Genomic DNA, 25,890 nt, shown 5'->3' on the forward strand with positions numbered 1-25,890 from the left:
ATTCACCCCCTCCCCTCATTCCACACAAAAAAACTGGACAAAAAAAGAGGATCACGATAGCCTAACCGTCAGAATGTTTTTTACGAGATCTATCCGTGGAAATATCTCGCTGAGGTTATCACGGCTCGGCGTCAGGGTCTGGATGTACCTCCTCTGCCTCTTGCTGCGTAAAAAAATGAGAGGGGTCTGAACGGGGTTACACAGGGGTGCCAGCTTTTCGTCCCAATGAGGTGTAAAAGGGTAGGGCTTATTTGCCAAAATACCCTTGGACTCCACAGCATTGACAAGGCCGATCGGTACACCGATCACCAGGTCAGAGGTGAAAACTCGGTAGGCCCGATCTCGGATCAATAATCCGAAAACTCTCTGCTTTGATCTCCAGCGGCCCTATCTTTTGTATTTCCGGTAAGTTCATAAAATGAGATCAATCTGAAATATTTTCCGTTTCAATACGCGCCATCGCCTCTTTGTAACAATTGGGACAAACCCCGTGACTGAACATTGCCTTAGAATGTTCGGAAATATACTCTTCCACCTGTTGCCAATAGCCTTCATCATTGCGAATCTGTTTGCAATACGAACAAATAGGAAGGATGCCGGTCAGGGTTTTTATCTCCTCCAGAGCCTGTTCCAGCTCTTTTTCCCGTTTTCGCAGGGTAATATGGGTATTAATGCGGGCAAGCACCTCTGCCTGTTGAAAAGGTTTGGTAATATAATCAACCGCTCCTGCTGCAAAGCCTGCCATTTTATCACCAACACTGTCCAGTGCTGTCATAAAAATGATCGGCAGGGTAGCCTGATTTTTATCTTCCTTGATTTTCCTGCATATCTCAAAACCATTTATTCCCGGCATCATCACGTCCAGGAGAATAAGGTCGGGTTGGATTTTTGGGAGAATATCTAATGCTCTTTGCCCACTGTCCACCATATATACCCGGTAATCATGCTCCTGTAAAAAAGAAAGCAGTACCTTGAGGTTGGCAGGTTGATCATCAACTACAAGGATTGCGTCTTGTTCGGGTTGCATAAGGTACTGCTCCGGGTTGCTGCGATAAAGTTTAATAATCCTGAAAACTGAAATTCATCAGAATATTTTTTTAAATGGGTGCAAAAGACTGCATATTTTCCTGGATCCATCTCACATATATCGTTTATTTTTTCTGTTATTCCGTTGATGTCACCTATTTCAACAAGGCTGACCAGCTCATCCAGTACTTCTGGTGCAGGCAGGGAACAGTCTTTCGGGACTGTGCGTTTTTGGGCTGTACTATAGAGTAAGGTTATAGGCAGGTGGGCAGCCATGGTCTCCAGCAGCTTATTGACTGAATAAGGCTTTCCGATAAAATCGCTGAAACCGTGCTCCAGGCATTGTTGACGGAGGCCATTCTCCTCGGTTTCCAAGGAAGCAATTGCAATCATTGAGATATGAGCCAACTCCTCATGACGGGTGATCTTATGTCCTGTACGGAGGCTGTCTGTCAGTGGCATGGGCAGATCCATCAAAAGGATATCAGGTTGCACTGCCCGGCATTTTTCAATAATTCTTTGACCATCCTTGACCTCATGGACAATAAAACCGACTGATTGGAGAATATCCCGAAGTACTGCCCGGTTGGAAGGTGTCTCATCAACCACCAGAACCTGCTGTTTTTTTTCCGGGTTATCATGGGATGTATAGCCAGTTATTGCTTGCAGGTGATTTTTTCCATTATTGATCCTCTCGCTCCTCTCATCCAGGGACGAAACTTCCAGGGTGAAGGAAAAACAGCTGCCTGGTCCCCCGTGCCCTGTGACTTCTTTCTTCATTGGGCTGATGAGTTGCAGCTTACCGCCCATCAGGTGTACTAACTGAGCACTGATGGACAACCCCAGCCCAGTTCCTTCGCTATGGTGTAGACGATCACCTGCCTGGCGAAACGGCTCAAAGATTATCTCCTGATCTTCAGGAGCAATTCCAGGTCCGCTGTCTTCCACGGAAAAGGTTAACAGCACTTTGTTATTTTCAGTCTTCTCACCTCGAACGATCAGGGTGCAGTAGCCAGTTTCAGTAAATTTTACAGCATTGGAAAGTAAATTCAGAAGAACCTGGCGTAACCGTAACCCGTCCACCAGAATGGTGCTTGGTACATCGCCTTCAATGGCATAGTGAAAAGTCAGCCCCTTTTCCTTACTGCGGAGCTCTATAATATCTTTTATATTATGAAGAAAAGAAAGGGGATGAATCTCTGTCTTAATTACTTCAAGCCTGCCAGATTCTATTTTGGAGATATCCAGGATATCATTTATCAATAACAGAAGATGTTCCCCTGAACGATGAATGGTTTGAATACCGTTATGTTGTTTCTCGGTTAAGGTATCATCCCGCAGCAGGATTTGGGTGTATCCGAGAATAGCATTCAGGGGAGTGCGCAGTTCATGGCTTATACTGGAAAGAAAAGCTGATTTGGCCCGGCTGGCTGCCTCTGCTTTTTCAGCTGCTTCATAGCGCTCAGTAATATCACGTCCCACACCTAAGACACCAGCAACAATCCCGTCATCATAAAGTAAGGGGGTTCGGATGGTTTCCAACAGCATCTTGGAATCGTCATCTGCAAAGGTTCCCCATTCCTCATGAACCACAGCAGTACCCGCTTCGATCGCCTGCTGATCCCGTTCATGAAATCGTTTTGCCTGCTCTTTTTCAATAAGGTTATAATCTGTCTTACCGACAAGGTCTGCTTCCAGTACCCCGAAAAATTGTTCCACACGGGGATTGCAGGTCAGGTATACCCCCTCTATATCCTTGAGCCAAAGAAGGTCTGGAACCGTTTCTATAATCAATCGGTTCAGGCGTTGCATATAGTGAAGTTGTTTTTCAGCAGCTTTTTTCTCTGTGATATCAATCCAGGTGGAGCGGGTGTGGAGTATTTTTCCACTTGCATCCCGGACAGCTGAGACATTGAGCAGCACGTCAATCCGACTGCCGTCACATCGTACCAATTGGAGTTCTTCATTACTGACTCTGCCTTTTTCCAGAAAGATGGTAAAGATTTGGTTGAATTCTTTATGGCAATCAGGGTGATAGAAGTCTGTTATCTTGCGATTAATAATTTCTTTTCTTGTGTAACCAAGGCTGTCTGCAAAGGTTTGGTTACAGGTCAATATCCGGCGTGTCCCAGCATCGACAGACCCGAGCATATTGGGAGAGCGATGATAAAGATCCCGGTATGCTTCTCTGCTCTCTACGAGCTGCTGTTTGAGCTGCCAACGGTCCAGGTTGAACTGGATCAGGCGTTCAAGCAGGGTATCGGTGAGTTCGGACTTGGGGAGGCAATCGTCTGCTCCCTTTCTGATAATATTGAGAATGGTCTGCTCATCATCCAAAGAGGTCAGAACAACGATCGGGCAGGGTGCAACCAAAGAGGAGAGCTGCGCAAGGGTCTCGTTAATGCTACTATCCCGAAGGGAAAGATCAATGAAGAGCAGGTCAAATGTGCCTGTCTCAAGAGAGGCCAACCCTCTTTCCAGGGTTCGATGCTGCTGAACCCGCGCCCTGCTATAAGCGGTTAAGGCAAGATTAGCCTGAAAGAGTTCCGCATGATCTGGATTATCCTCTATCAAGAGTATGTGTAACTCCTTGTCATGCATCACATTTCTCTGTACTCTGTACCAGGTGGTGTTGGTTTAATTCCCAGTACTGCAGGATTTCGTTGATGACTTCTCCGTATTGATCTGCTTCCATAGGCTTAACAATATAGCTATTGGCATAGCTGCTTAAGGCACGCTTAATGTCTTTTCCTGAATTGGAGGTGGAAAAAATAACCACAGGAATGCCTGCCAGCCGTTTGCTGTTTTTAATCCGGGCCAGGATTTCATGACCGTCATATTTGGGGAGTTTCAGATCCAACAGTACAAGCCAGGGAAGGTTTTGCTCAGGGGACGTTTCTATTTGTTCCAGATAGGTCATAGCCTCAGCCCCATCATGGAGGCGGTTAACCCGAATTTTTTTATTGTAGTCTGAAATATAGAACTCGGCAAGTTCAGCATGATCATCGCTGTCCTCAACCAACAAAAGCTGTTCAGTTTTTCGCTCTCTCATTTACTCCTCCCTTGTTTCTGTATTTTTTGATTTTTTCTCAATATATTTTGTTTGTATAAACGTCCATCTTGCCACTTTTGGGGGAACAAAATATGAATTATGTTTTGCTGTTCTGACCTGCTTGATGAGAGGTGTCGGACTGGCACTTGGGAAAGGTAAGACGAAAAACAGCACCTTCTCCCTGGAGCTGTGGCTCCACCTGTATATCTCCCCCATGAAATTTCATAATTTTTTTGACCACTGCCAGGCCAACGCCGGTTCCCTCTGTATGGGAATCAAGGCGATAGAACAGCCCAAAAATTTTTTCATGATATTCAGTGGGGATTCCAGGGCCATTATCTCTACAAAAAATATACCACCATTTTTCATCTTCAGTAGCATGAATCTCCAGCCTTCCGCATTTGTCATTCAATGCATATTTCAGGCAATTTGAAAGGATATTTTCAAAAACCTGAAGAATTCTGCTTTCATTGGCATAGAGAACAGGAAGCTTGGATGTAATCTCAAAGGAGAAATGCTCTGTTTTGAGACGCATGCTCTGGTTTTCAGTAAAAGATGCGAGCAATTCATTGAGATCAATCTTTTTTTTATCCATATCCATTCTTCCCACCCGACTTAGTTCCAGCAGGTCTCTGATAAGCTGGCTCATCCGCTCATTGGCCTTCACCACCTTGTCCAGTTTATCCACAGCCTGCTCGTATTTTCCCTGACCAGCAAGTTTACGAATAATACTGATAAAGCCCATGCTCGTGACAATGGGGGATTTCAGATCATGGGATACTGTATACACAAATTGTTCCAGTTCTTCATTGGAGCGGCTGAGTTCCTTTCTGCTCTCTTCAAGGGCAATATTTCTCTCTTTAAAACTGCCTGCTGCTCTGGTAAGTTCGCCCAGCTCATCCTTGAGAAGATATTTGGGAATTTCAGCCTCTGATGATCCGGAAGCAAGCCTTCTGAAGGTGTGACTCAGGCGGTTAAGAGGTTCTGTAATACTTTTGATGATCAGAAAAGAAAACACGCTGATAAACAGGAGCAGGATACCAGAGAGCAAAAGGAGAAAATGTGAAATTGCACTTGCACGATCCAGCATCTGTTCTTGAAGTTGATCAGAGTTTTTCGCAATCATTGTGGAAAGTCGTTCTGCCTGGTAGATTGTCTCGTATGCCTGAGCAGCCATAACCACATTGACCAAATACAGGTAACCACGGGTTCGTTGGACAGCCTCAAGAAAGCTGCTTTCATAGCGGGCAAGCACTCTGGCTATTTCCTCCAAATGAGCCTGATCACCTTTGGGCTCTTTTAACAGGGTTTCAATAACCTTTCCTGTTTTCTGGATGTTCTCTGTGGCTAAATAGATAAAAGTACTATCAAGGGAATCAAAATATCGGTAAGCGTTTTTTTCAATCTGCAAGAGGAAGTTCAACATCTTGTAGTACTGCAAGGTTTTTTTGCTATTACTTGCCTGTAAGGAAGTGATCTGTTCTTCTATGAGCAGTTGAGCGTTGGTTGCATATTGGCGGAACTCTTGCCGAACCAGGCGTTGTTGAATGCCACGTTGCTTGCGAACTTCCTGAAAGGTTGTATAATAGGTGTGCAGATATTTCTTTGCTTCCTGGATATATTCGTAGCTATCCAGTTTTTCTTTCCCCTGAATACTGGCAATGTCCTGGAGCATATGTGTGTAAATTTCTCCAACCCGCTCACCAGCAGCATTATGGCCGGAAGAGGTATAAATAAGAGCCTGACGCTGCATCTCTGACATATGCGTTGAAAAGGTGATGATCTTTTCAACATGACGGCTAAAGGTGATAACGGCATGGAATTTGTCTGCTAAGGTGCTTAGGGAACCGTACGAGAGAAAGGCAATAATAAAGGCCAGGATCCCGGTAACGATATAGCCAGAGTATATCCTTTTTTTCAGGGGGATGTTTTTTATGAGTAACGATACCATTTTTCTCTCTCAGGCAAGAACAAACTCACTCCATTTCGGCAAGGTATACTCATAGGTATCCATAACCGTATTCCAAATAGCGATATTTTCAAAGCGTTGGATATAAGATCCACCGGTGCGGACAGTGCCCGGTTGCACAGATATCTTTCCATCAGTTCCTCGCAGTGCTTCTGCAGCAGGTTTGCCATCATACCAATAATCCCACTCCGCTTCCGACATAAAGGGACGAGAGCGTTGTGGATTTGATATATAATATCCCTGTCTGGCAATAAAGGCACCAGGCCAACCAGAGAGCCACCAGTTCATAAAGGCATAGGCAGCATCAAGCCGTTCACCTGAGCATGCGCGGGAAAGACACATAACTCCGTGCCAGGCCCGGTAACCCTCTTTGGGGGCTGCGTAGATGCAGGGGATATTCATGCCGTTTAAGGTACTCACTCCTGGTGAGAACATGCTTTGCAGAACAACCTCACCTGATGCCATCAGGTCCACTGATTGTGGAACAGAACTCCAGACACCACGAAAATGGCCTTGCCGTTTTTTGGTAATGATAATGTCAAAAAGCTGATCCACCTCTTCTCTGGTCATATTACCCATGTCCTGAAACTGCATCTCTCCTTGGGCCTGCACAGCAAGTGCAAGGTCAAACAGACCAATGGTTGGTGCATTCACAATAGCAACCTTGCCGTGAAAACGTTTTTCCAGGAGCCAGCCCCAGCTTTCTGTGGTATAGGGAATACCCTGTTTCACCACATTTGCGTTATAGCCAAAGGAGTCTGTGTTGTGGACATAGGGCAGGAAGCTAATTTGACTGGTTGCATTTGAACCGAGTCTGTTATTTGCCTGGACATAAAGCAGCTTATAAGGGGCATCGCCAAGGCCCAATCTTGCCTTCTCCGTGATGCGTCCGGTTTTGCTCAGGCTGTTGATTTCATCCCAGTACACCAAGCGGTCGGTATCAATGGGCTGGATAGTTCTGGCCTGCCAGAGTACTTTAATGCTGTTTGACCATTGTTCATAGAGATCAAAGGAGTCAGGATCAGTACTTGCCTTGAGGAGTACCTCGGCACTTCCGCCGGGATAAAATTCAATATTGATTCCAAGATCTTTTTCTGCCTGTTGGCGAATTTTTTCCTGAAGAGTGACATGAGTTCCCACTATGCGGATGGTTGGTTTGTGGTTACGGGCCTTAATGATATTGGGAAAGGCTGTTGTTACCAGAGCTGCTGCGCCTAATTTACTGCTTTTTTTAAGAAAAGATCGGCGGTTCATAGGTGAAAAAGAATTGGAACAGGTTGTTATTTTCGTAGTTGGCAGGTGAAAGAGGTTTAACCAAGGATAAGGATAGCAGAATGCGATCAGTAATTCATCTTCTTTGTTGTTGACGTTGTCCTGTTATAGGGTTCTTCTTGACGAATAGTATGCTGTCACGTACTTTTGACCTGTGTAGGGGTGGAAAATGGATAAGGAGGTGATGATATGAAATGTGATAAAAAAATCAAGAAAAGGTCTGGGCGAATGCAGCGCGAAGCTGACACGGTTGCGGTAATGATTCACCAGTACTGTCGTCGGCTCAAACATAATGACAGCGAGGAACTCTGTGCGGATTGTGCTGAACTGTTGCGCTATGCCGAGCAAAGTCTTGCTCAATGTCCTTTTCAGGAAGGGAAAACAACCTGTGGCAATTGTCAGGTTCATTGCTATAAACCAAGCATGCGTGAAAAAATTCGTAAGGTGATGCGGGTTGTTGGTCCCCGGATGATCCTGACCAATCCAATCATGGCCTTGAGACATGCTATGGATGGATTGCGAAAAAAACCAATAGAGGAAAAAGGAAAGAAAGAGTGATGATCAGTGGGGTTCTCGTAGGGCGCACAAGGGCGACCCTGGTGATCGCCCTTTATTGAGGGGTGGTACGGTGAACCGGACTACTGCCGTTTCTTTCGGGCGTACATGGCTGCTTCGATGCCTGCAACACAACCTTCGCCAACAGCCTTGGCCATCTGATACGGAGGGCCGACAATATCACCGGCTGCATAAATCCCTGGGATATTGGTTTCCTGTTTGCGATTAACGTCAATATATTTAAAGCGTTCAGTGTCTAACATTACGCCGATCTGGGTGGCTAATTCAAGGGCTCCTTTGGATCCCAGTTCGATAAAAAGACCATCGACTTGTATCTTATCCCCATTTTTGAGGAGAACCTCTTCCAGCTTGTCATTACCAGTAATTTCCTGTACCCAGTCACCAGTGCGGAGTTCAACGTCACTGGCATGAAGTTTTTCCAGCATCGCCTCAGAACCTTGCAGCTCTTCTGCCACCAGATAGACCTTGGCTGCATAATCAAGCAGGGTTAATGCTCCATCAATGGCTGCACTTTGGTTACCAACCACCATTACGGTATCATTGCGATAGAAGTTGGCATCACAGTCAACACAGTAGCTGACTCCCATGCCGTTGAGTTCTTTTTCACCAGGAACGGAAAGTTTATTTTTGGAGACCCCCATGGCAAAGATGATGGTCCGGCTTATGACAGTATCACCACTTTCCAGTTCCACAGTGAACAACTCATTTTTTCCCTGGCCAATTTTTAAAACATCATCAGGTCGTACTTCGGTGCCAAAACGCTGAAGCTGATGCATACCTGCTTCCAGTAAGGTCTTGCCGTCCAGGATTTCGCTGATGCAGGCGTAGTTTTCTACATGGGCCGGGTAAAGAGCACTATTTTCAATCCGTCCTAAGAGCAGGACATGGGTTTTTCTTCTGGTTGAATGAATGGCTGCCTGGATACCTGCTGGTCCTGCGCCGATAATAATAACATCATAGATTGCATCCGACATGAAAGACCTCCTCTTGTCGTTATGGGTCGTTATGGATGTTTTTCTTCGTTTTTTCAAGAGGGAAGTTTAACTCGCAAAAAAAACAGAAAAGAATTTGTTTGATTTTATTCAGGCTTATGTACACTATATTCAGTTCAGGGTCGACATAATTCTCAGAACCCGTTATACTCCTTCTATGTTTTTTTAAGATAAACAATGGATAAAGTTGCTCTGATTTTATTCTCTTGAGTTCCTGTATAATCACGTATTGCAGAGCTGTTTTAACGGCGAAAGAAATGCTATTCAGTGGGCAGCGTCGTTGGTTTGAATAGTGTCACTGATAAGAGCTGAATGAACAGATCAGTAGGGGGAAATTTGTGAATCTTTCTGTGTTAAGCATGATGGCGCATGCCGGTTGGGTAGTGAAGCTGGTTATGCTTGTCCTGCTTATTTTTTCCGTGCTTTCCTGGTGGATTATTATTTCCAAATATTTTTTATTTTCAAGGGCTCGTTATGCCTCGGAGGATTTTTTAGCAGATTTCTGGGAATCAAAAACCCTGAATAATGCGTATGAGGCTGCACAGAATTTTACGCTCAGTCCAGAGGCTTCTGTCTTTGTCTCAGGCTTTAATGAGTTGCGCAAGATCAGTGCAGCCCGCAGTGAACGTGTCCCCACAGAAACCCTGCAAAGCAAGCTGGCCTCAATGGATAATCTGAAGCGAGCGGTTCGCAAGGCCCAACTGGTGGAAACTGATCGACTGGAGCGTTCTCTTTCTTTTTTAGCCACCACTGGAAGCGCTACCCCTTTTATTGGACTGTTTGGGACGGTCTGGGGAATCCTGACCTCTTTTCAGGAAATAGGGGCCCATGGTTCTGCCTCTTTGGCTGTTGTTGCTCCGGGTATTGCTGAGGCCTTGGTTGCTACCGCTGCAGGCTTGGCGGTGGCGATCCCAGCAGTTGTGTTTTATAATTTTTACTGCAATAAAGTAGCTGATTTTGAATCACATATTGAGAATTTTTCTTTTGATTTTTTAAATCTGGTTGAACGTGATATGCTGTCAAGAGAGTAGCCGGGCTCAGGCAGAATTATTTTGTTGTCCTTCTCAAAGGAGAGGGAATCATTGGAAAGTGCTATGGGATCTTCCAGGAGTAGAGGTCGAAAAGGCGTAATGGCGGAAATCAATGTGACGCCACTTGTGGATGTCATGCTGGTTTTGCTGATTATTTTTATGGTAACAGCTCCAATGATGACTCAGGGGGTGGATGTTGATCTTCCTCAGACCACGTCCAGGGCTTTGCGCCAGCAAGAAGATCCCTTGGTTGTGCAGATAGACAGTGATGGAAAGATTCACCTTGGTAAAACACCGGTACTTCTAGCTCTTATGCGGCAAGAGCTGGAAAAAAAATCGCAGGAGGTGAAAAAGGAACCAGTGTATCTCCGGGCAGATAAAAATGTACCCTACGGAACCGTGGTCAAAGTCATGGCCCAGATCAAACAGGCTGGTTTTGCAAAACTGGGTATGGTGACCGAGCCTGATAACAAGGAGCAATAAGAGACTTGAAACAAATCTGACAGCCTTGAAGAGAGCGTGAAAAAGACAATGAGTGGTTTGTACAGTGTCGATAATTGGGAGACTTTTTTAGCACAGCCAGAGCGGGTGCCCAGCTGGAAGATTCCCTTTAATATAGCTGTAGCACTGCATCTTGTTGTTTTTGCGGGAGCTGTTGTTCTGCCAGATGCGGGGAAGAGGCCTGAGATGGACAACGTGGTTGTAGTAGATTTACTCTCCTTGCCTCTTGCTGCCCCGGCTCCAGAGGTGGAACAGCAGGCTGTGATGCCGCAGGCAAAGAAAAAGGAATTTCCTGCTCAACAGCCTGAACCTGTTCAACCTAAACAAGTTAAAGCACCAGATCCTGTACCGGAAGCTGTTGACAGCAAGCCAGAAGTGATTGAAAAGGTGGTGAAAACTCCTGATCCTGTACCAGAGATTGCGCCTGAGCCGAAAATTCGTCCTCAGTCAATTGCCCAGGCCAAGCCGGTCTCACTACGTCCTCTTAAACGAAAAAAAAAGCTTGCTGAGGATGTTCGGTTGGCTGAAGTAAAGGAGCAAGAGGCAAAGAAAAAACAACAGTACCAGGAACGACAGGAACGACAGGCACAACTGGCCGCATTAGAAAGAAAACGTCTTGTTGAACAACGTAAGCGAGAACAGGCTGCTGAGGAAGAGAAAAGACGTATTGCCCGGAAAAAAAAGCAGCAACAAGTAGCGGCAAAGAGAAGGCAGGCAGAACTACTGGCTGATCAGCGACGCAGGGAACGGGAGATTGCTGAAGCAGCTCGGTTGGCCCGTCAGGCAGAACAGGCTGCGGAACAGGCTCGTCTGGAGGCTGCAGCACTGAAACGGGAATATGCCTCTGTTTCTCAGGCGGTTTCAAGCCTTAATACTCCGATATCCTCCCGTGCTTCCTGGGGGGCTGCTGATAGCAGAGGAGGATGGGCTGGAAACGGTGTGTACAGCGGTTCTGGGAGTGAACAGGGAAACCCTGCTGTGCTCAAGCAGTATATTGCTTCGTTGCACGGGAGAATAAGCAGCAACTGGCAACTTCCTGAAATACTTAAAAAAAAGCCTCATCTGAGAGCGATGGTTGCCCTGACTATCGGTCGGGATGGATTTATTAAAGATATGCGGATTGAACGGAAATCCGGCAATACTATTTTTGATCAATCCGTGCTAAAGGCCTTACAGAGTTCTGCACCTTTTCCGGATTTCCCTGTTTTGATTGATAAGTCGACCTTGGAATTTGCGTTGAATTTTACTCCCCAGGGCTTGGCTTTCTGACCTAAAGGGAGTGTTGGCATTAGCTTGATTTTTCAGTGGCAGGATTATACATTGTATTTTATTCGGTGGGCAGTATATACTTCTTGCCTATGTTTTAACTCACTTATTTTTGGCATGCATGTAATGAAATTTTTTCGATCCTTGCTTGGTAGTGGTGCAGTCTTTTCACTCCTGATGGTGACTTTCTTTTTTCTCGTTCCCAGTGCTTCAGCTGAACGGATTTATCTGGATATTGCCAGCTCTGGAGTACGTAAGCTTGTTATTGCTGTGCCATCTTTTGTTAACGGAGAAGGTAATCAGAATACAGCGACAGGTCGCGATCTTGCCCGATTACTGGAAGAGGGGTTGCGTTTTCATGGTTTTGTCCGCATTCTGGATGCTCATCGTTATGAGGGGCAGCACAGGCCGGACTGGCGCGGTTTGGGTGCAGACTATGTTGTGACTGGAAGGTATAGCCTGACAGGAGAACGGATGAGTATTGATGGCAGTCTGCTTGATGTAACGAGCGGAGATATGCTTGCAACAAGAAATTACCAGGGGAAAGCTCATCAGCGAGAAGAGATGGCCTTACGCCTTGTTGATGCTCTGGTTGAAGCCTTTACTGGCGAACCAGGGGTTGCCCAAAGTTCTTTGGCCTTTATTTCTGATGCAACCGGGCGGAAAGAAGTTTATATCTCTGATGTGTTTGGTCGCAAGGTTCGGCAAGTAACCCGGCATCATCATCTCTGTGTTTCGCCGCGCTTTACTGCTGATGGACGCCAGCTGGCCTATACTTCCTATCACCGGGGAAATCAGGATCTTTTTGTAACAGATTTGGATCAGAGCAAAAAGACCCGTACTCTATCCAGGCGTAGGGGAATGAATCTGGCCCCGGCATTTTCTCCCAATAATCGGTCAGCTGTTGTTACCCTGAGTAAAGACGGGAATCCTGATTTATACCTTATTACTATGGATGGGGATATTATCAAACGTCTCACCAAGCGGGCAGGGATCAATGTCTCTCCGTCCTTTTCTCCTGATGGACGATCAATATGTTTTGTCTCTGACCGAAGCGGTCGGCCCCAAGTGTATATTATGGATCTCCAAACCATGCGGGCGCGTCGTTTAACCTTTAAGGGCAAAGAAAATGTTGAGCCATCATGGTCGCCACGAGGGGACAAAATCGTCTATACCCGTCTTGTTCAAGGCCAATATCATATTTATACTATTTCTGTCAATGGCGGTGAGTCCACCCGGATAACCTCGGGTGCTGGCAGCTATGAATCTCCTACATGGTCTCCTGATGGCAGGTTGATAGCCTTTTCCCGCAAGGTCAATGGCAAGATGGAAATTTATGTTGCCTTGGCCAATGGGGAAGGGATGCGCCCCATGTTTGCCTTGGAGGGCAACCAGTCTTATCCGCGCTGGTCTCCCCGGATGAAGTAATAATTTCTTGGAAAAATACGAGAAAAACTTTTAATTCAGCTGTACATATAAGGAAAGAGATATGAAACATATAAAAACTATTGCGTTTGCCGGTTGCTCGGTTTTTCTGCTTTGCCAATGCGCAAGTGTGGATGATGTGCGGAGATTAAATTATCAGCTCCGTACTATGAATCAGAAAGTTAAGGATGTTGAATCCAATACGACAAATCAGGTATTGAAACGAACTGCTGAATCATCCAGCCAGTTGGATACTGTTGCAGAGGAAACCCGTGAACTGCGGACCGTAACAGAAGAAAATCTGGAAGCAATCAATCGGATGAGGGAACAGGATGCCCAGCGGATTGCCGAGTTGGAAGAGGCCTTGCAGCAGGTGCGACGGGAAAATGAGCAGATTCGTTTTGAAAGTGATCAGATCCGTTCTGAGAGCACCCAGATTCGACGGGAAAATGAGCAGCTTATTAAGTCGCTTGAGACCAGGATTGATACATTATCTGGAAATATAAAGCGGTTGGGTCAGGCCAGTGTTTATGCAGCGGAAAAGAAAGCGCGGGAGGCAAAAGAACGGGCAGAGGAGGCCAGGAGGCGAGCTGTCCAGGCTGCGAGAAGCCGGAATAAGACAACCTTGCTTCCAAGTAATAGAAAGGTACGGAAAAATTATGGCACAGTGGTGGATGCTGCTCCACAACCACAGACCCAAGTCAGGATTAATCAGCCGGTTGTTAATACCTCTTCCCATCCCCGCATTACCCCAGAAAGGCAGAAAAAAGCTGTGAACGTTGCACAGCAACAACCGCGTCCTCAAGTACAGCCAGTGCATCAGGCTCAGCAACAGGTACAAGCAGCCCCGGTACAGCAGCAAGCTGCTGTTGTCGAGCATCGTCCGCAAAACCAACGATCAGGGGCAGTAATGGAAGATGGTTTGCTGGGTCAAGGGATTTCTCTGTTTAAAGCCAAGGAATATAAAGAAGCATATAAAACCTTTGAGCAGGTTCTTGCTGGTCGTCCTGGAGATGATCAGGCTGCCAAGACCTTATATTTTATGGGGGAATGTCTTTTCAATATGGGAGAATATGATTTAGCCATTCTTGATTATCAGAAGGTTATTTCAAATTACAGTAGAAACCCTCATAGCGCTGCTGCCTTACTCCGTCAGGGGATGTCTTTTGAAAAACTCACTGATCATGAGACTGCTAAGATTATCTATACAAAACTGATTGCTGATTATCCCAACAGCAGGGAAGCAGGAGTGGCCCGGCAACGTATGGAAGGATTGTAAACAAAGGTCAAGACGTGGCAAAAAAGAAACGTCTGGATCAGCTACTGACTGAGCAGGGATTGGCAGTTGATCTTAAAAAAGCCCAGGCCATTATCGGGGCTGGACAGGTTATTGTTAATACACGGACTGATTATAAGGCAGGCAGTCTTGTTCCGGCAGACAGCGAAATTCGACTGAGAAAAAAAAAATCTGCTTTTGTCAGTCGAGGCGGGGAAAAGCTGGCTGGTGGCCTGAAGCAGTTAGGAATTGAACCTGCGGGGTGGATCTGTGCTGATATTGGCTCTTCAACTGGTGGTTTTACAGATTGTCTGCTTCAAAGGAAGGCTGTCAGAGTTTATGCTGTGGATGTGGGGTATGGATTGCTGGCCTGGAAATTACGCCAGGATGAACGGGTTATTCTGCACGAACGGACAAATGCCCGTTACCTGACCCGTCAGCATGTGCCAGACCCTGTGGATCTGGCTGTGTTGGATGCCTCGTTTATTTCTTTGCAACCCTTGTTACCACCGTTGCTCCCCTTGTTTGGACCAAGGGTACGTATTGTGGCCCTGGTAAAACCCCAGTTTGAGCTGGCTCAGAATAAAGTCGGGCAAGGTGGGATTGTGCGGGACAGGGCATTGCATCAAGAGGCTCTTGAATCCGTAAAGCAATTTGCCGGAGAAATAGGGCTGCATTGTCAAGGAGAAGTTGCTTCATCGGTTTGTGGGGCAAAGGGGAATCAGGAATTCCTGCTGTACTTTACAGCTCTTTGATACTGTTGACCGTGTTAAGAATAGTGAGAGTATTGAAAAATAAGTTTGAAAAATGTTGTATAATAAGGAGAATGTAATGCGATACCGAACTGTTAAGGAGGGAGTAAGAGTTTGTATTCTCACAGCGGTGCTGGCAATAATGACGTCTGGAGCACTTGAAGCTGCTGAATTTGTCTCTGTTGCAAAAGATGGGGTGAATCTTCGTTCCGGCCCATCCACGAGCCATGAGATCCTTTTTCAACTGCCTGCTGGCTATCCGCTTAAGGTACTGGAACGGGAGCCAAAATGGTTTAAGGTCAGTGATTATGAGAATGATAAGGGCTGGATTTATGCAAGTCTTGTTTCCAGCACGCCCTATGTTATTGTGAAAGTAGATGATGGAAATGTTCGGTCAGGCCCAGGAACTAATTATGATAAGATTGGCAAAGTGGTTCGCGATGTTATCCTGAAAAAAATAGGAACTGAAGGAAATTGGTTCAAGGTGCGTCATCCTGAACTGACCGGGTGGATATACCGTAATCTTGTCTGGCCCAAAGACGCTGGCTGAACAGCATGATGTTTTCTGCACAGAAAAGAACGGTAGAGGGAAGGCGATGAGAATAAAAACATATATATATCTTGGTGCCTGTTTGCTACTTTGCGGCATAACAGCAGTTGCGTCCTGGGCTTCCTCTGAAGAGGAGGTTCGGGAAAACCTGCAGCAATTAATCGCAACCAAGCAATGTCCAAGCTGTAATTTACGCGGTGCTGCTTTGACCAGAATGGATTTGCAAGGAGCCAATCTGCAAGGAGCTGATCTTTCTGGAGCCAAACTCAGTTTGACCAACTTATCCAATGCTGATTTGCGGAATGCTGTGTTGCAGAATGCTGTGCTGGGAGGGGCTGATTTTGCCGGAGCGGATCTTCGGGGCGTTGATTTTACAGGTGCCCAATTGGCAGGAGCCTACCTGAAAGAGGCCATCCATGATAAGGAGCTTATTCAGGATAAAACCTCTGAATCGGAAGCTCAACCCCAGGCTGAAGAGGACAATGAGGCAGGATCTGAGAAGCTGGATCCCATGTCATCAGGAATGGAGGAGAAACCAGTATCTCCTGTTATCGAAGAAAAACAGGAAGAGGTTGCATCAGAGGATTCATCAGGTTCGGAAACGCCTGTGAGCGGTGATCTGGAACCTCAGCAGGAGCGGAAAAAAGAAGAAAAAAAAAAGCCCCCTGTAACATTACCTGATATTGAAGAGCGGGCTGCAACAAATGTACGTCCCAAGGAGCTGGTTCCTCTTGAGGAGATTCAGCAGATAGAGACGGTGCCAGAGTCAGAGAATTCTGCTGTAACCCAGCAGGAAGAGTTGTCTGAGGACCTACCAGAGCCTGTACAATCTGAAGAAGAAGTTGCTGAAGTTTCTGAGGTTGCTCCAGCTGAGCAAGTAGGAACCTATACTGTAGAGACCTTTGCTCAAAGCCGAGCCAGATTGCAGGCCATTGTCGATAAGTTGCATGAAAAAAAGCGTTGTGTGGCCTGTGACCTGGCCGGAGCTGATCTTCGGGGGCAAGACCTGAAAGAGGTGGATCTTGAACGAGCAGACCTCAGTGGGGCACAACTGGAGGATGCAGATCTCCACTCTGCTAACCTGAAAGGGGTAAACTTTACAGATGCAAACCTGAAAAATGCGGATCTGCGTAAAGTTGATTTATACCTTGCCGATTTTACCAACGCCAACCTCACCGGTGCGCAATTGAAAGGCGCTTTGATTGACTCAACCGAGTTTACCGGTGCAATCGGTGCCAAGCTTGAGGCTGCACAGAAGTAAGAGAGTATAGTCTTGACTATCTGAATATCTTGATGATGAGGAGAACCTTTCCTGCTGAAGGATTCCGGGGCGATCCTGTCCTGAAGGTTAGTAGGGATCTTATATCAGAGGTCAGTGGTGACCTTAAACCGAAGGTACGTACTTACCTTGCATAAAGATAAGCAGTGACCTTATACCCAAGGTCAGTGGTGACCTTTTATGAAGATCAGCCGGTACCTTTTCGGAAGATTCCGGTGCGGTTCTTCTGTTCCTAAGATTTACAGTATATTGCCCGAACAAGATGATAGGCGGCAGGCGAAAAACGCATTGCTTTGTAAATAGAGTTGACAAGAGATATTTAATCAGCTATACGGTATACTTTATTACACAAGGAGCTTAACAGACACTAGGCTCTGTTGAAGGAATTCCATGTGTTCTTTCGCAATAAGTAGCTATCTCAAAAGGATAGTTTTCGGAATTATATTTTGTAGATTTTTTATAGACAGTAATAAGGAGTTTTCATGGCTAATCATAAGTCAGCGTTGAAGAGGCACAGGCAGTCCCAGGTACGCCGTATGCGTAATCGAATCAATAAATCAAAAATGAATACGGTGGTACGCCGTGTTGAAGAAGCCCTGGTAGCTGGTGCTGAGGACGCTGCTCAGGAAGCACTGAAGATCGCGATTCCTGTTATTCAGAAGACCGCTGGAAAAGGGACAATTCATAAGAAAACAGCATCCCGTAAGATTTCCAGGCTGACCGGACGCGTTAATCGTATGATGCCGATTGCCTGATTGATACCTTCAGGGAATCCTTTGCTTGCAAGAAGGATTATGAGCCATGGAAGCTGGACTTCCGTGGCTTTTTTTGTTTCGTTAACAGATAATCATGTTGATAGATAATTATGTACTCTCCTGATGCGGAAGCCTTTGCTGAGATGATGGAACAGGCCGGACTTGTTCCCCTTCATCGGACAATTGTCGCAGATCTTGATACCCCTTTGACCATTTTTGCCAAGGTGGCGGAAAAGGAAACGCATGCCTTTCTCTTTGAATCTATGGAGGGTGGAGAGAAATGGGGACGTTATTCTTTTATCGGGTTGGATCCATTGCTCTCTTTTTCTTCTGTTAGTGATAGCGTAACCCTTTGTAAAGCAGGGCATGGGGCAAATTCTGGGGAAGAAGTCAGAGAAGGGGTGAATCCCTTTACAGAGTTACGGAACCTTTTGGCCTCGTTCAATGCCAGCACTGCACCGGGCCTGCCCCGTTTTTATGGCGGAGCAGTGGGCTTTCTTGGCTATGATATGATCCGTTTTATTGAGGCAATACCGGATCAACATCCTCCCCGTGACCTCCCGGATTCTTCGTTTATTGTCCCTCGGCTGGTTCTTATTCATGATTCTGTGGATCAGACCCTGACTGTGGTCTGCAATGTTGTAATGCCGGAACAGGGTGGGGAAGCTCGTGACGCCAAAAAACTCTATCAGGACGGGTGCCAACGTATTGATACGATTATTGAGCTGATCAGGAATCCGCTGCCTGCTTCGTTGGCAGCACACGTAGGGGGCTGCCCGGCGCACACCTTCACCTCCAATATGGATGAGCCGACTTTTTCCGCTATGGTGGAACGGGCCAAGGAATATATTCTCTCTGGTGATATTATTCAGGTGGTGTTGTCCCAGCGTTTTCATACTAAAACTGAGCTTGATCCCTTTCTTCTCTATCGTTCCCTGCGTCATATCAACCCCAGTCCCTACCTGTTCTATCTCCGTCTGGATGATATTATCCTGATCGGCTCATCACCAGAAATTTTAGTGCGCCTGGAAGACGGTGAGATTGAGCTGCGGCCCATTGCCGGAACCCGGAAGCGGGGTGCCACGCCACAGGAAGATAAAGCATTAGAAGAGGAGCTGCTGGCAGACCCCAAGGAACGGGCAGAGCACCTGATGCTGGTGGACTTGGGCCGTAATGATGTGGGCCGGGTGGCGGCAGGCGGCTCAGTAGCTACTGGTGATCTGTTGGTGGTTGAGCAGTACAGTCATGTTATGCATATTGTCTCTGGAGTACATGGCAAGCTGGCTGAAGGGAAAGATCAATTCGACGTGCTGGATGCCTGCTTTCCGGCGGGCACAGTGAGCGGGGCTCCCAAGATTCGGGCAATGGAGATTATCGACGAGCTGGAACCGGCCCGGCGTGGCCCCTATGCCGGGGCAGTGGGCTATTTTGGTTTTTCCGGTAATATGGATTTCTGTATCACCATCCGCACCTTTATTATGAAGGAGAACGATCTCTGGATTCAGGCTGGAGCCGGGATTGTGTCTGACTCTGTGCCGGAAAAGGAATTTGAGGAAACAGTCAACAAGGCCCAAGGCCTACGTCGGGCTGTTGAACTTGCTGAAAAGGGGTTATAGCCGTGATTGTTCTTATTGATAACTACGATTCGTTTACCTTTAATATTGTTCAGACCTTAGCTGCGGCTCCTCCGGGTGCACCTGCGGACTGGCAGCAGCCGGATATCCGGGTTTATCGCAATGATAAGATCACGGTTCAGGAGATCGTCGATATGGCACCGGATCGCCTGTTGATTTCCCCAGGGCCCTGTACTCCTAAAGAAGCAGGGATCTCTGTGGAAGCCATTCAGTATTTCAGCGGCAAGATTCCCATCCTCGGGGTCTGTCTTGGACATCAGTCCATTGGCGAGGCCTTTGGTGGTAAGGTGATCCGGGCGGGCAGGGTGATGCACGGCAAGACCAGCCCCATGCATCATGACGGTCGCGGGGTGTTTACCGGACTGGACAATCCCTTTGCCGGGATGCGCTATCATTCACTGATTGTTGAGGAAGCAAGCCTGCCGGATTGCCTTGAGGCCACCGCCCATACGGATCAGGGAGAGCTTATGGGGATACGTCACAAGACCCTTGATATTGAAGGGGTGCAGTTTCATCCAGAATCCATCATGACCGGTGTGGGGCCGGTTCTTCTCCATAATTTTCTGCGAAAGGATTATCCGGCCTTGATGCGCAAGGGCTGAATTTTTTCTGAGGGATGCACAGGAAGGATTTTTTCCTTTATGTCGGGTGACCTGGGGCGATCCTCTGGGTTCGCCTTTCTCTGTTGGCTGGACGTTTTTCCTATGAATTTAACCAGGTGAAGAGTAATGAAGAAAGTAGCATCCCTGAAGTACGGAGTTGTTTTTAAAAAGGCTTTCTGCGACCCGGAAATTTTCACGGCCTTTGCCCAAGCTATGATCGGTCGGCCCATCAGCATTGACCATGTGGAGACAGAAAAGGAATTTGATCCGCCCATCGGCCACGTCAAACCTCGCTTTGACCTCTTTGCCGAAGACAGTGAGCATCGGCTTATTGTCGATATCCAGCATGCCCGGCTGAACGATCATTATGACCGCTTTCTCTATTATCATTGCGCGGCCTTATTGGAACAGGTAGCAAGCTCTAAAAATTATCGTCCTCCCTTGACGGTGTATACTGTGGTTGTCCTCACCTCGGGTGACCGTCATCAGCGGGATATTGCAGTGGTTGATTTTGATCCCCATGACCTGGCAGGCAAGCCGCTTCAGGAAGTTTCCCATAAGGTGATTTATCTCTGTCCGAAATACGTTTCCGAGGCAACACCGGAGCCGTACCGGGAATGGTTGCGGGCTATTGACGATACTCTGGATGAAGAGGTGGATGAGAGCCAGTACGCTCAGGGCATTATCCAGAAGCTGTTTGAGTCCATCCGGCGGGATCATCTATCGCCTGAAGAACGGGCCAGGATGATTGAGGAGTATCATCAGGAGGAACTCCAGCAGACGAAGTTTGAAGAAGGTGTCAAAGAAGGGAAAAAAGAAGGCAAGAAGGAGGAAAAACAGTTTATTGCACAGAATTTTCTTCAAAAAGGAATTGCTCCCGATCTTGTGGCCGAGGCTACCGGTTTGTCAATGGCTGAAGTTTCGGCGTTGGAAGAAGCCCGGAATTCATGATGAAAGATGACCTTGGTGAACGTATATGAAAAAAGTAGCGTCCTTGAAGTACGGAGTTGTTTTTAAAAAGGCTTTCTGTGACCCGGAAATTTTCACGGCCTTTGCCCAGGCTATGATCGGTCGCCCCATCAGCATTGATCATGTGGAGACGGAAAAAGAATTTGATCCGCCTATCGGCCACGTCAAACCTCGCTTTGATCTCTTTGCCGAAGACAGTGAGCATCGGCTTATTGTTGATATCCAGCATGCCCGGCTGAACGACCATTATGATCGTTTTTTGTATTATCACTGTGCGGCCTTATTGGAGCAGGTAGCAAGCTCTAAAAATTATCGTCCTCCCCTGACGGTGTACACCGTGGTAGTCCTCACCTCGGGTGACCGTCATCAGCGGGATATTGCGGTAGTTGATTTTGATCCCCATGACTTGGCAGGCAAGCCGCTTCAGGAAGTTTCCCATAAGGTAATCTATCTCTGCCCAAAATATGTTTCTGAAGCAACACCGGAGCCGTACCGTGAATGGCTGCGGGCTATTGACGATACTCTGGATGAAGAGGTGGATGAAAGCCTGTATGCTCAGGGCGTTATCCAGAAGCTGTTTGAGTCCATTCGTCGGGATCATCTATCGCCGGAGGAACGGGCCAGAATGATAGAAGAATATCATCAGGAGGAGCTTCAGCAGACGAAATTTGAAGAGGGCAGAAAGGAAGAAAAACGGTTGATTGCAAAGAATTTACTGATGGATGGAGTCTCCACGGAGCTTGTGGTCAGGGCCACCGGGTTGTCAGCGGAGGAGATAACGGCTTTGGAAACAGACCGGAATTCATGATGAAAGATGACCTTGGTGAACGTATATGAAAAAAGTAGCATCCCTGAAGTACGGAGTTGTTTTTAAAAAGGCTTTTTGTGACCCGGAAATTTTCACGGCCTTTGCTCAGGCTATGATCGGTCGGCCCATCAGTATTGACCATGTGGAGACGGAAAAAGAATTTGATCCGCCCATCGGCCACGTCAAACCCCGCTTTGATCTCTTTGCCGAAGACAGTGAGCATCGGCTTATTGTCGATATCCAGCATGCCCGACTGAACGACCATTATGACCGCTTTCTCTATTATCATTGCGCGGCCTTATTGGAACAGGTAGCAAGCTCTAAAAATTATCGTCCTCCCTTGACGGTGTACACCGTGGTTGTCCTCACCTCGGGTGACCGTCATCAGCGGGATATTGCAGTGGTTGATTTTGATCCCCATGATTTGGCAGGCAAGCCGCTTCAGGAAGTCTCACATAAGGTTATCTATCTCTGTCCGAAATACGTTTCCGAAGCAACACCGGAGCCGTACCGTGAATGGCTGCGGGCTATTGACGACACTCTGGATGAAGAAGTGGATGAGAGCCTGTATGCTCAGGGCGTTATCCAGAAGCTGTTTGAGTCCATTCGTCGGGATCATCTATCGCCGGAGGAACGGGCCAGAATGATAGAAGAATATCATCAGGAGGAGCTTCAGCAGACGAAATTTGAAGAGGGGGTCAAAGAGGGGGAAAAGGAGGCAAAACGGCTGATTGCGAAAAATTTGATGCGCGAAGGAGTTGCTCTTGAACTTGTGGCTGAGGCTACCGGTTTGTCGGCGGAGGAGATAGCGAGGTTGGAGAAAGGATGAATTGTATATTGTTGATTTTTTTGGTGACGCATTGAAAGAATTATTACAGGAAACCCGTGATGCTTTACGTAGCAACTATCTTGCTGATGATAGGCCGTGGGTTGTCGCTTTTTCCGGGGGCAAAGATTCGACGTTGGTTTTGCAGCTGGTGTATGAGCTGTTGCTTGAACTGGGCGATAAGGCGGTAAAACCCGTTCACATTGTCTGTTCTGACACCCGTGTGGAACCGCCGAACATTGCCGATTATATTCACACGAGTTTGCAGCAACTTAAAATACATGCCAAGCAATGCCGTTTTCCTCTCTTTGTTCATATTGTTCAGCCGACACCCAAGGAGAGCTTCTGGTTTAATGTCATAGGGAAGGGGTATCCGACACCGACTTCCAGCTTCCGTTGGTGTACCACAAAAATGAAGATCAAGCCGAGCCGGAGGGTGATTGATAGGATTGTCAAAGAACATGGCGGGGTAATCATTCTGATTGGTGTGAGAAAATCAGAGAGTTCCAATCGTGCTAAGACCATTCAGGCACGCGAGTACACCAGTCGCGGCCTCCATTCTCATGAAGATATTCCCGACGCCTTGATTATGTCGCCCATTGCCTATTGGGATACCGATTCGGTCTGGGATTATTTGTTTACAAACAATCCGGCACCTTGGGGGATAGACCATAAATTCATGTTAAATCTCTATCGGCAGGCCAGTGGCGGTGAATGCCCGGTCGCTTTGGATTTAAACACGCAATCCTGTGGCAACAGCCGGTTCGGGTGCTGGACCTGTACGGTGGTTAGGGAAGATAAGTCCATGAAGGGCTTTATTGATTCCGGCGCGACCGAACTTACTCCTTTGTATGATTTCAGAAATCGTTTAAGAAATGATATACGCCCTAATCCTTCGATGCGGATGAACCAGCGAAGAGACGGAAGCCCTGCTCCGGGCGGCAAAGGGCCGTTTACACCAGAGGCGCGACAGAAAATACTTGCGGAATTGTTACAGTTGGAGGTGGATACGAAGCAACGTCTTATCAATGATGATGAGCTGGCCCATATTCAGCTACAATGGGCAGAAGATTTTGATACCCGTGGAACATTGGTTTTTGAACTGGCAAAAAAATATGGCCGGAACATAAAACAATTGGAGGGTGATTTGATGGAAATTCAGCGTGATAAAAGGGATGAACTTTTACTTGAGCTGGCTGCCGAACATGAAATTAACGAACAATGGGTTTATGAATTGATGAACTTGGTTGTCCAGAAATATCCGCCTTCAAACTTGCTTGGGAATAAAAAGGCATTGGTACGCGATGTTCAAAAGGTCATTGAACATGCCGTTACAGCGGCAGAAGCGGCGGAACAATGATTTTTGAAAAAATTATCCTTAACAATATGTTTTCCTATTATGGAGAATCTATTTTTGATCTTACCGGAAAAACCGATCAGAAAAATATTGTTTTGATCAGCGGGAGAAACGGGTTTGGTAAGACCAGCTTTCTTAATTCGATAAAATTGCTTTTTACTGGCGTGACCGATGATCTGCGTTCAGAAGTACAAAGTCAACGAAGGCCCTCTCCAAAGCGCTATGTTATAGGCTCAGGCGATGACTGGTGGGGAATTATCAACCGCCGTGCCAAGGCGGATAACGCCTTATGCAGCGTTGAGATAATATGGAGAGAAAATAGTGAGCAAGTAATTGCTCGTCGAGAGTGGATTGTACAAAACGATCGATATGATGAACAGTTGAGCATCAGGGTCTCCTCCAAGGTTTTGAAAAATGAGGAAGCGCAATCCTTTTTGGATAAGCGCTTGCCTGAAGAATATGTGCCGTTTTTCTTTTTTGATGGGGAAAAAATCCAGGAGTTGGCTTCAGCGAATATTGCTCGAACCGCAGAGCATATAGAGCGGCTGTTAAATATTTCCCATGTGAATAATCTCCGGGAAGCTCTGAAAGCTGCCATTGCAGATTGGCGAAGCGACGGAGCATTAGATCAGGCGGCAGAAGCGGAACTGGAAAAGGCAAAGAATGACTACCGCATTGTGGCGAAAAAGATTCAGGCCGAATTGCAGCAGAAAAAAGAGATACAATACGATCTTGAACAGTTGGAAGAGGAAATTGCTCAATTGCAGGAAAGGCAGGAGAGTTCCCGCAGTTTTATAAGTCAGCAGGATGAAGTTAGTGTTAAACGAAGGATTAAAGAACTCCAGCAGGAAAAGGAAGAGCTTGTCAATGAGATAGGTGAGGAATTACCGTATGATATTGTCCTGCTGGCGAATGAGAAACTGTTGAGCAAAGTTCAGGGCGAATTGAACAAGCTACTTGCAGAGAATAGCGTACAGGATAATTCCTTGGTGGAACAACTCCGAGATTTTTTACCGGATGATATCTTTGACCGTCCACCATTTCCTCTTAATCCAGTGTTGCCGCTTTCTGAAGAACAAAAAGGGTTTTATAAAGAAAAATTGATCAGAAAACTTGAGGAGTATACACAGGGTCAGAGAAGGGGAGTAAATAGTTCCTTCTTCCCTTTGAATATAGCGGACGCTAACATCTTACAAGAATGCATACAGCCCTATTTGGACAGTCGCCTTCTACGTGTAGAAAGAAAAAAGGCATTTGATCAATTGCAAGCTGTAAAGAAGAAAATTTATCAATTGGATGAAGAAGTACAAAATATCGGTGGATTATCAGCAGATGAAAAACAAGATTACGAGCAGCGGAAAGTCGTTCTTAAAGAAAAAAGGAGTGAACGTGACGAGTTGGTTTATCAATTAGGAAAAGTTAATAGCAGGGAAGATGGTTTTATTAAAAAAATTGAAGAGCTAAAGAGAGAGATTGGTAGAAAGGAGCAATCACTAGAGGTTACTAAAATTTTTAGAAAGAAGATTGATAAGGCTCGTGAGGTGCAAAGATTTTTCAATGAATATAAAGATCGCTTGAAAAAGCAGCGAAAGGATGAACTCGGAAAGTTTATAAATCAGTACTTCAAACAGCTCATGACTTCAAATGTGCTGATTCAGCATATTGCGGTAGATGATAATTTCGGTGTTCATTATCAAGATAAAGATGGTTTACCAGTTGGAATGGGCAATTTGTCTGCGGGGATGAAACAGCTGGCAGCTACTTCTTTATTATGGGCACTGAAAACTTGCTCGGGTTATAATGGACCCACATTTTAGGACGTAACCGTTCACCCCCCTCATTCCTCACAAAAAAAGATTGGACAAAAAAAGAAGATCACGATAGTTTAAGGGTCACAACGTTTTTTACGAGATCTATCCACGTTCTGAGTTCGCATGCACCTATCCAGAGAAGAGTTGCGAAAAATAGATAA

At 46.4% G+C, this 25,890-nt stretch carries 23 protein-coding genes; 17 read left to right on the forward strand and 6 right to left on the reverse strand.

All coding sequences use genetic code 11. The features are described 5' to 3' along the window. Window positions 1-424 precede the first annotated feature (424 nt). From L2082_RS01665 to L2082_RS01685, 5 genes are all read right to left on the reverse strand, one after another. Window positions 425-1,027 (reverse strand): response regulator, encoded by a 603-nt coding sequence (locus L2082_RS01665; protein ID WP_446008889.1) that lies wholly within the window; start codon window positions 1,025-1,027, stop codon window positions 425-427. Continuing rightward, on the reverse strand, window positions 997-3,627 hold the full coding sequence (locus tag L2082_RS01670) for a PAS domain S-box protein (RefSeq protein ID WP_446011384.1): 2,631 nt from the start codon (window positions 3,625-3,627) through the stop codon (window positions 997-999). Before L2082_RS01670 ends, L2082_RS01665 begins: the two co-directional genes overlap by 31 nt. Continuing rightward, entirely contained in the window at window positions 3,620-4,078 is a 459-nt protein-coding gene (locus L2082_RS01675; protein WP_446008887.1) for a response regulator, read from the reverse strand. The genes L2082_RS01670 and L2082_RS01675 overlap by 8 nt, the downstream gene beginning before the upstream one ends. Before the next feature lie 97 nt (window positions 4,079-4,175). Further along, window positions 4,176-6,029, reverse strand: coding sequence for a sensor histidine kinase (locus tag L2082_RS01680; RefSeq protein ID WP_446008886.1), 1,854 nt, complete (start codon window positions 6,027-6,029; stop codon window positions 4,176-4,178). Window positions 6,030-6,038: 9 nt separating this feature from the next. Then, window positions 6,039-7,301 carry an ABC transporter substrate-binding protein gene (locus L2082_RS01685; RefSeq protein ID WP_446008885.1) on the reverse strand — a complete coding sequence of 421 codons (1,263 nt, stop codon included), beginning with the start codon at window positions 7,299-7,301 and terminating at the stop codon, window positions 6,039-6,041. 207 nt (window positions 7,302-7,508) lie between these two features. Here L2082_RS01685 and L2082_RS01690 point away from each other — a divergent pair, with 207 nt between their 5' ends. Beyond that, window positions 7,509-7,877: a nitrous oxide-stimulated promoter family protein gene (locus tag L2082_RS01690; RefSeq protein WP_446008884.1), complete on the forward strand. Its 369-nt coding sequence runs from the start codon at window positions 7,509-7,511 to the stop codon at window positions 7,875-7,877. A gap of 80 nt (window positions 7,878-7,957) precedes the next feature. Here the strand turns inward: L2082_RS01690 and L2082_RS01695 are convergent, their stop codons facing one another. After that, complete coding sequence (locus L2082_RS01695) at window positions 7,958-8,869, reverse strand: NAD(P)/FAD-dependent oxidoreductase (RefSeq protein WP_446008883.1); 912 nt, start codon at window positions 8,867-8,869, stop codon at window positions 7,958-7,960. Window positions 8,870-9,225: 356 nt separating this feature from the next. On the opposite strand from L2082_RS01695, the gene tolQ reads away from it, so the two are divergent. The 16 genes from tolQ (at window position 9,226) to L2082_RS01775 (ending at window position 25,735) form a co-directional block, all read left to right on the forward strand. Beyond that, the gene (tolQ, locus tag L2082_RS01700; protein WP_446008882.1) at window positions 9,226-9,918 is read left to right on the forward strand and encodes a protein TolQ; all 693 of its coding nucleotides are present in this window, start codon (window positions 9,226-9,228) and stop codon (window positions 9,916-9,918) included. A gap of 63 nt (window positions 9,919-9,981) precedes the next feature. Next, the gene (gene tolR, locus L2082_RS01705) at window positions 9,982-10,401 is read left to right on the forward strand and encodes a protein TolR (RefSeq protein WP_446008892.1); all 420 of its coding nucleotides are present in this window, start codon (window positions 9,982-9,984) and stop codon (window positions 10,399-10,401) included. A gap of 36 nt (window positions 10,402-10,437) precedes the next feature. Then, a complete protein-coding gene (gene tolA / locus L2082_RS01710; RefSeq protein WP_446008881.1) occupies window positions 10,438-11,688 on the forward strand; it encodes a cell envelope integrity protein TolA in 1,251 nt (416 codons plus the stop codon). A gap of 123 nt (window positions 11,689-11,811) precedes the next feature. Then, complete coding sequence (gene tolB, locus L2082_RS01715; protein ID WP_446011385.1) at window positions 11,812-13,113, forward strand: Tol-Pal system beta propeller repeat protein TolB; 1,302 nt, start codon at window positions 11,812-11,814, stop codon at window positions 13,111-13,113. A 61-nt stretch (window positions 13,114-13,174) separates the two neighbouring features. After that, window positions 13,175-14,389 (forward strand): tetratricopeptide repeat protein, encoded by a 1,215-nt coding sequence (locus L2082_RS01720; RefSeq protein WP_446011386.1) that lies wholly within the window; start codon window positions 13,175-13,177, stop codon window positions 14,387-14,389. A 14-nt stretch (window positions 14,390-14,403) separates the two neighbouring features. Then, on the forward strand, window positions 14,404-15,141 hold the full coding sequence (locus L2082_RS01725; RefSeq protein ID WP_446011387.1) for a TlyA family RNA methyltransferase: 738 nt from the start codon (window positions 14,404-14,406) through the stop codon (window positions 15,139-15,141). 76 nt (window positions 15,142-15,217) lie between these two features. Beyond that, window positions 15,218-15,688, forward strand: coding sequence for an SH3 domain-containing protein (locus L2082_RS01730; RefSeq protein WP_446011388.1), 471 nt, complete (start codon window positions 15,218-15,220; stop codon window positions 15,686-15,688). 46 nt (window positions 15,689-15,734) lie between these two features. Next, window positions 15,735-16,949 carry a pentapeptide repeat-containing protein gene (locus L2082_RS01735; RefSeq protein ID WP_446011389.1) on the forward strand — a complete coding sequence of 405 codons (1,215 nt, stop codon included), beginning with the start codon at window positions 15,735-15,737 and terminating at the stop codon, window positions 16,947-16,949. A 500-nt stretch (window positions 16,950-17,449) separates the two neighbouring features. Continuing rightward, window positions 17,450-17,722, forward strand: coding sequence for a 30S ribosomal protein S20 (gene rpsT, locus L2082_RS01740; RefSeq protein WP_446010613.1), 273 nt, complete (start codon window positions 17,450-17,452; stop codon window positions 17,720-17,722). A gap of 110 nt (window positions 17,723-17,832) precedes the next feature. Continuing rightward, window positions 17,833-19,338 (forward strand): anthranilate synthase component I, encoded by a 1,506-nt coding sequence (trpE, locus tag L2082_RS01745; protein ID WP_446010614.1) that lies wholly within the window; start codon window positions 17,833-17,835, stop codon window positions 19,336-19,338. Window positions 19,339-19,340: 2 nt separating this feature from the next. Next, window positions 19,341-19,958: an anthranilate synthase component II gene (locus tag L2082_RS01750; RefSeq protein ID WP_446010615.1), complete on the forward strand. Its 618-nt coding sequence runs from the start codon at window positions 19,341-19,343 to the stop codon at window positions 19,956-19,958. 126 nt (window positions 19,959-20,084) lie between these two features. Further along, window positions 20,085-20,909 (forward strand): Rpn family recombination-promoting nuclease/putative transposase, encoded by an 825-nt coding sequence (locus L2082_RS01755; RefSeq protein ID WP_446010616.1) that lies wholly within the window; start codon window positions 20,085-20,087, stop codon window positions 20,907-20,909. A gap of 25 nt (window positions 20,910-20,934) precedes the next feature. Then, entirely contained in the window at window positions 20,935-21,735 is an 801-nt protein-coding gene (locus tag L2082_RS01760; RefSeq protein ID WP_446011390.1) for a PD-(D/E)XK nuclease family transposase, read from the forward strand. A 25-nt stretch (window positions 21,736-21,760) separates the two neighbouring features. Continuing rightward, window positions 21,761-22,564 (forward strand): Rpn family recombination-promoting nuclease/putative transposase, encoded by an 804-nt coding sequence (locus L2082_RS01765; protein WP_446011391.1) that lies wholly within the window; start codon window positions 21,761-21,763, stop codon window positions 22,562-22,564. 31 nt (window positions 22,565-22,595) lie between these two features. Beyond that, the gene (gene dndC, locus L2082_RS01770) at window positions 22,596-23,921 is read left to right on the forward strand and encodes a DNA phosphorothioation system sulfurtransferase DndC (protein ID WP_446011392.1); all 1,326 of its coding nucleotides are present in this window, start codon (window positions 22,596-22,598) and stop codon (window positions 23,919-23,921) included. After that, window positions 23,918-25,735, forward strand: a complete 1,818-nt coding sequence (locus L2082_RS01775) for an AAA family ATPase (RefSeq protein ID WP_446011393.1) — start codon at window positions 23,918-23,920, stop codon at window positions 25,733-25,735. Before dndC ends, L2082_RS01775 begins: the two co-directional genes overlap by 4 nt. Window positions 25,736-25,890: the final 155 nt, after the last annotated feature.

Source organism: Candidatus Electrothrix sp., from assembly GCF_052785085.1.

Excerpts from the sequence above, each read along its gene's own strand:
- L2082_RS01665 (WP_446008889.1), bottom strand. The coding sequence starts at position 1,027 with ATGCAACCCGAACAAGACGCAATCCTTGTAGTTGATGATCAACCTGCC.
- L2082_RS01670 (WP_446011384.1), bottom strand. The coding sequence starts at position 3,627 with ATGCATGACAAGGAGTTACACATACTCTTGATAGAGGATAATCCAGAT.
- L2082_RS01675 (WP_446008887.1), bottom strand. The coding sequence starts at position 4,078 with ATGAGAGAGCGAAAAACTGAACAGCTTTTGTTGGTTGAGGACAGCGAT.
- L2082_RS01680 (WP_446008886.1), bottom strand. The coding sequence starts at position 6,029 with ATGGTATCGTTACTCATAAAAAACATCCCCCTGAAAAAAAGGATATAC.
- L2082_RS01685 (WP_446008885.1), bottom strand. The coding sequence starts at position 7,301 with ATGAACCGCCGATCTTTTCTTAAAAAAAGCAGTAAATTAGGCGCAGCA.
- L2082_RS01690 (WP_446008884.1), top strand. The coding sequence starts at position 7,509 with ATGAAATGTGATAAAAAAATCAAGAAAAGGTCTGGGCGAATGCAGCGC.
- L2082_RS01695 (WP_446008883.1), bottom strand. The coding sequence starts at position 8,869 with ATGTCGGATGCAATCTATGATGTTATTATTATCGGCGCAGGACCAGCA.
- tolR (WP_446008892.1), top strand. The coding sequence starts at position 9,982 with ATGGGATCTTCCAGGAGTAGAGGTCGAAAAGGCGTAATGGCGGAAATC.
- tolB (WP_446011385.1), top strand. The coding sequence starts at position 11,812 with ATGAAATTTTTTCGATCCTTGCTTGGTAGTGGTGCAGTCTTTTCACTC.
- L2082_RS01720 (WP_446011386.1), top strand. The coding sequence starts at position 13,175 with ATGAAACATATAAAAACTATTGCGTTTGCCGGTTGCTCGGTTTTTCTG.
- L2082_RS01730 (WP_446011388.1), top strand. The coding sequence starts at position 15,218 with ATGCGATACCGAACTGTTAAGGAGGGAGTAAGAGTTTGTATTCTCACA.
- L2082_RS01735 (WP_446011389.1), top strand. The coding sequence starts at position 15,735 with ATGAGAATAAAAACATATATATATCTTGGTGCCTGTTTGCTACTTTGC.
- rpsT (WP_446010613.1), top strand. The coding sequence starts at position 17,450 with ATGGCTAATCATAAGTCAGCGTTGAAGAGGCACAGGCAGTCCCAGGTA.
- trpE (WP_446010614.1), top strand. The coding sequence starts at position 17,833 with ATGTACTCTCCTGATGCGGAAGCCTTTGCTGAGATGATGGAACAGGCC.
- L2082_RS01755 (WP_446010616.1), top strand. The coding sequence starts at position 20,085 with ATGAAGAAAGTAGCATCCCTGAAGTACGGAGTTGTTTTTAAAAAGGCT.
- L2082_RS01760 (WP_446011390.1), top strand. The coding sequence starts at position 20,935 with ATGAAAAAAGTAGCGTCCTTGAAGTACGGAGTTGTTTTTAAAAAGGCT.
- L2082_RS01765 (WP_446011391.1), top strand. The coding sequence starts at position 21,761 with ATGAAAAAAGTAGCATCCCTGAAGTACGGAGTTGTTTTTAAAAAGGCT.
- L2082_RS01775 (WP_446011393.1), top strand. The coding sequence starts at position 23,918 with ATGATTTTTGAAAAAATTATCCTTAACAATATGTTTTCCTATTATGGA.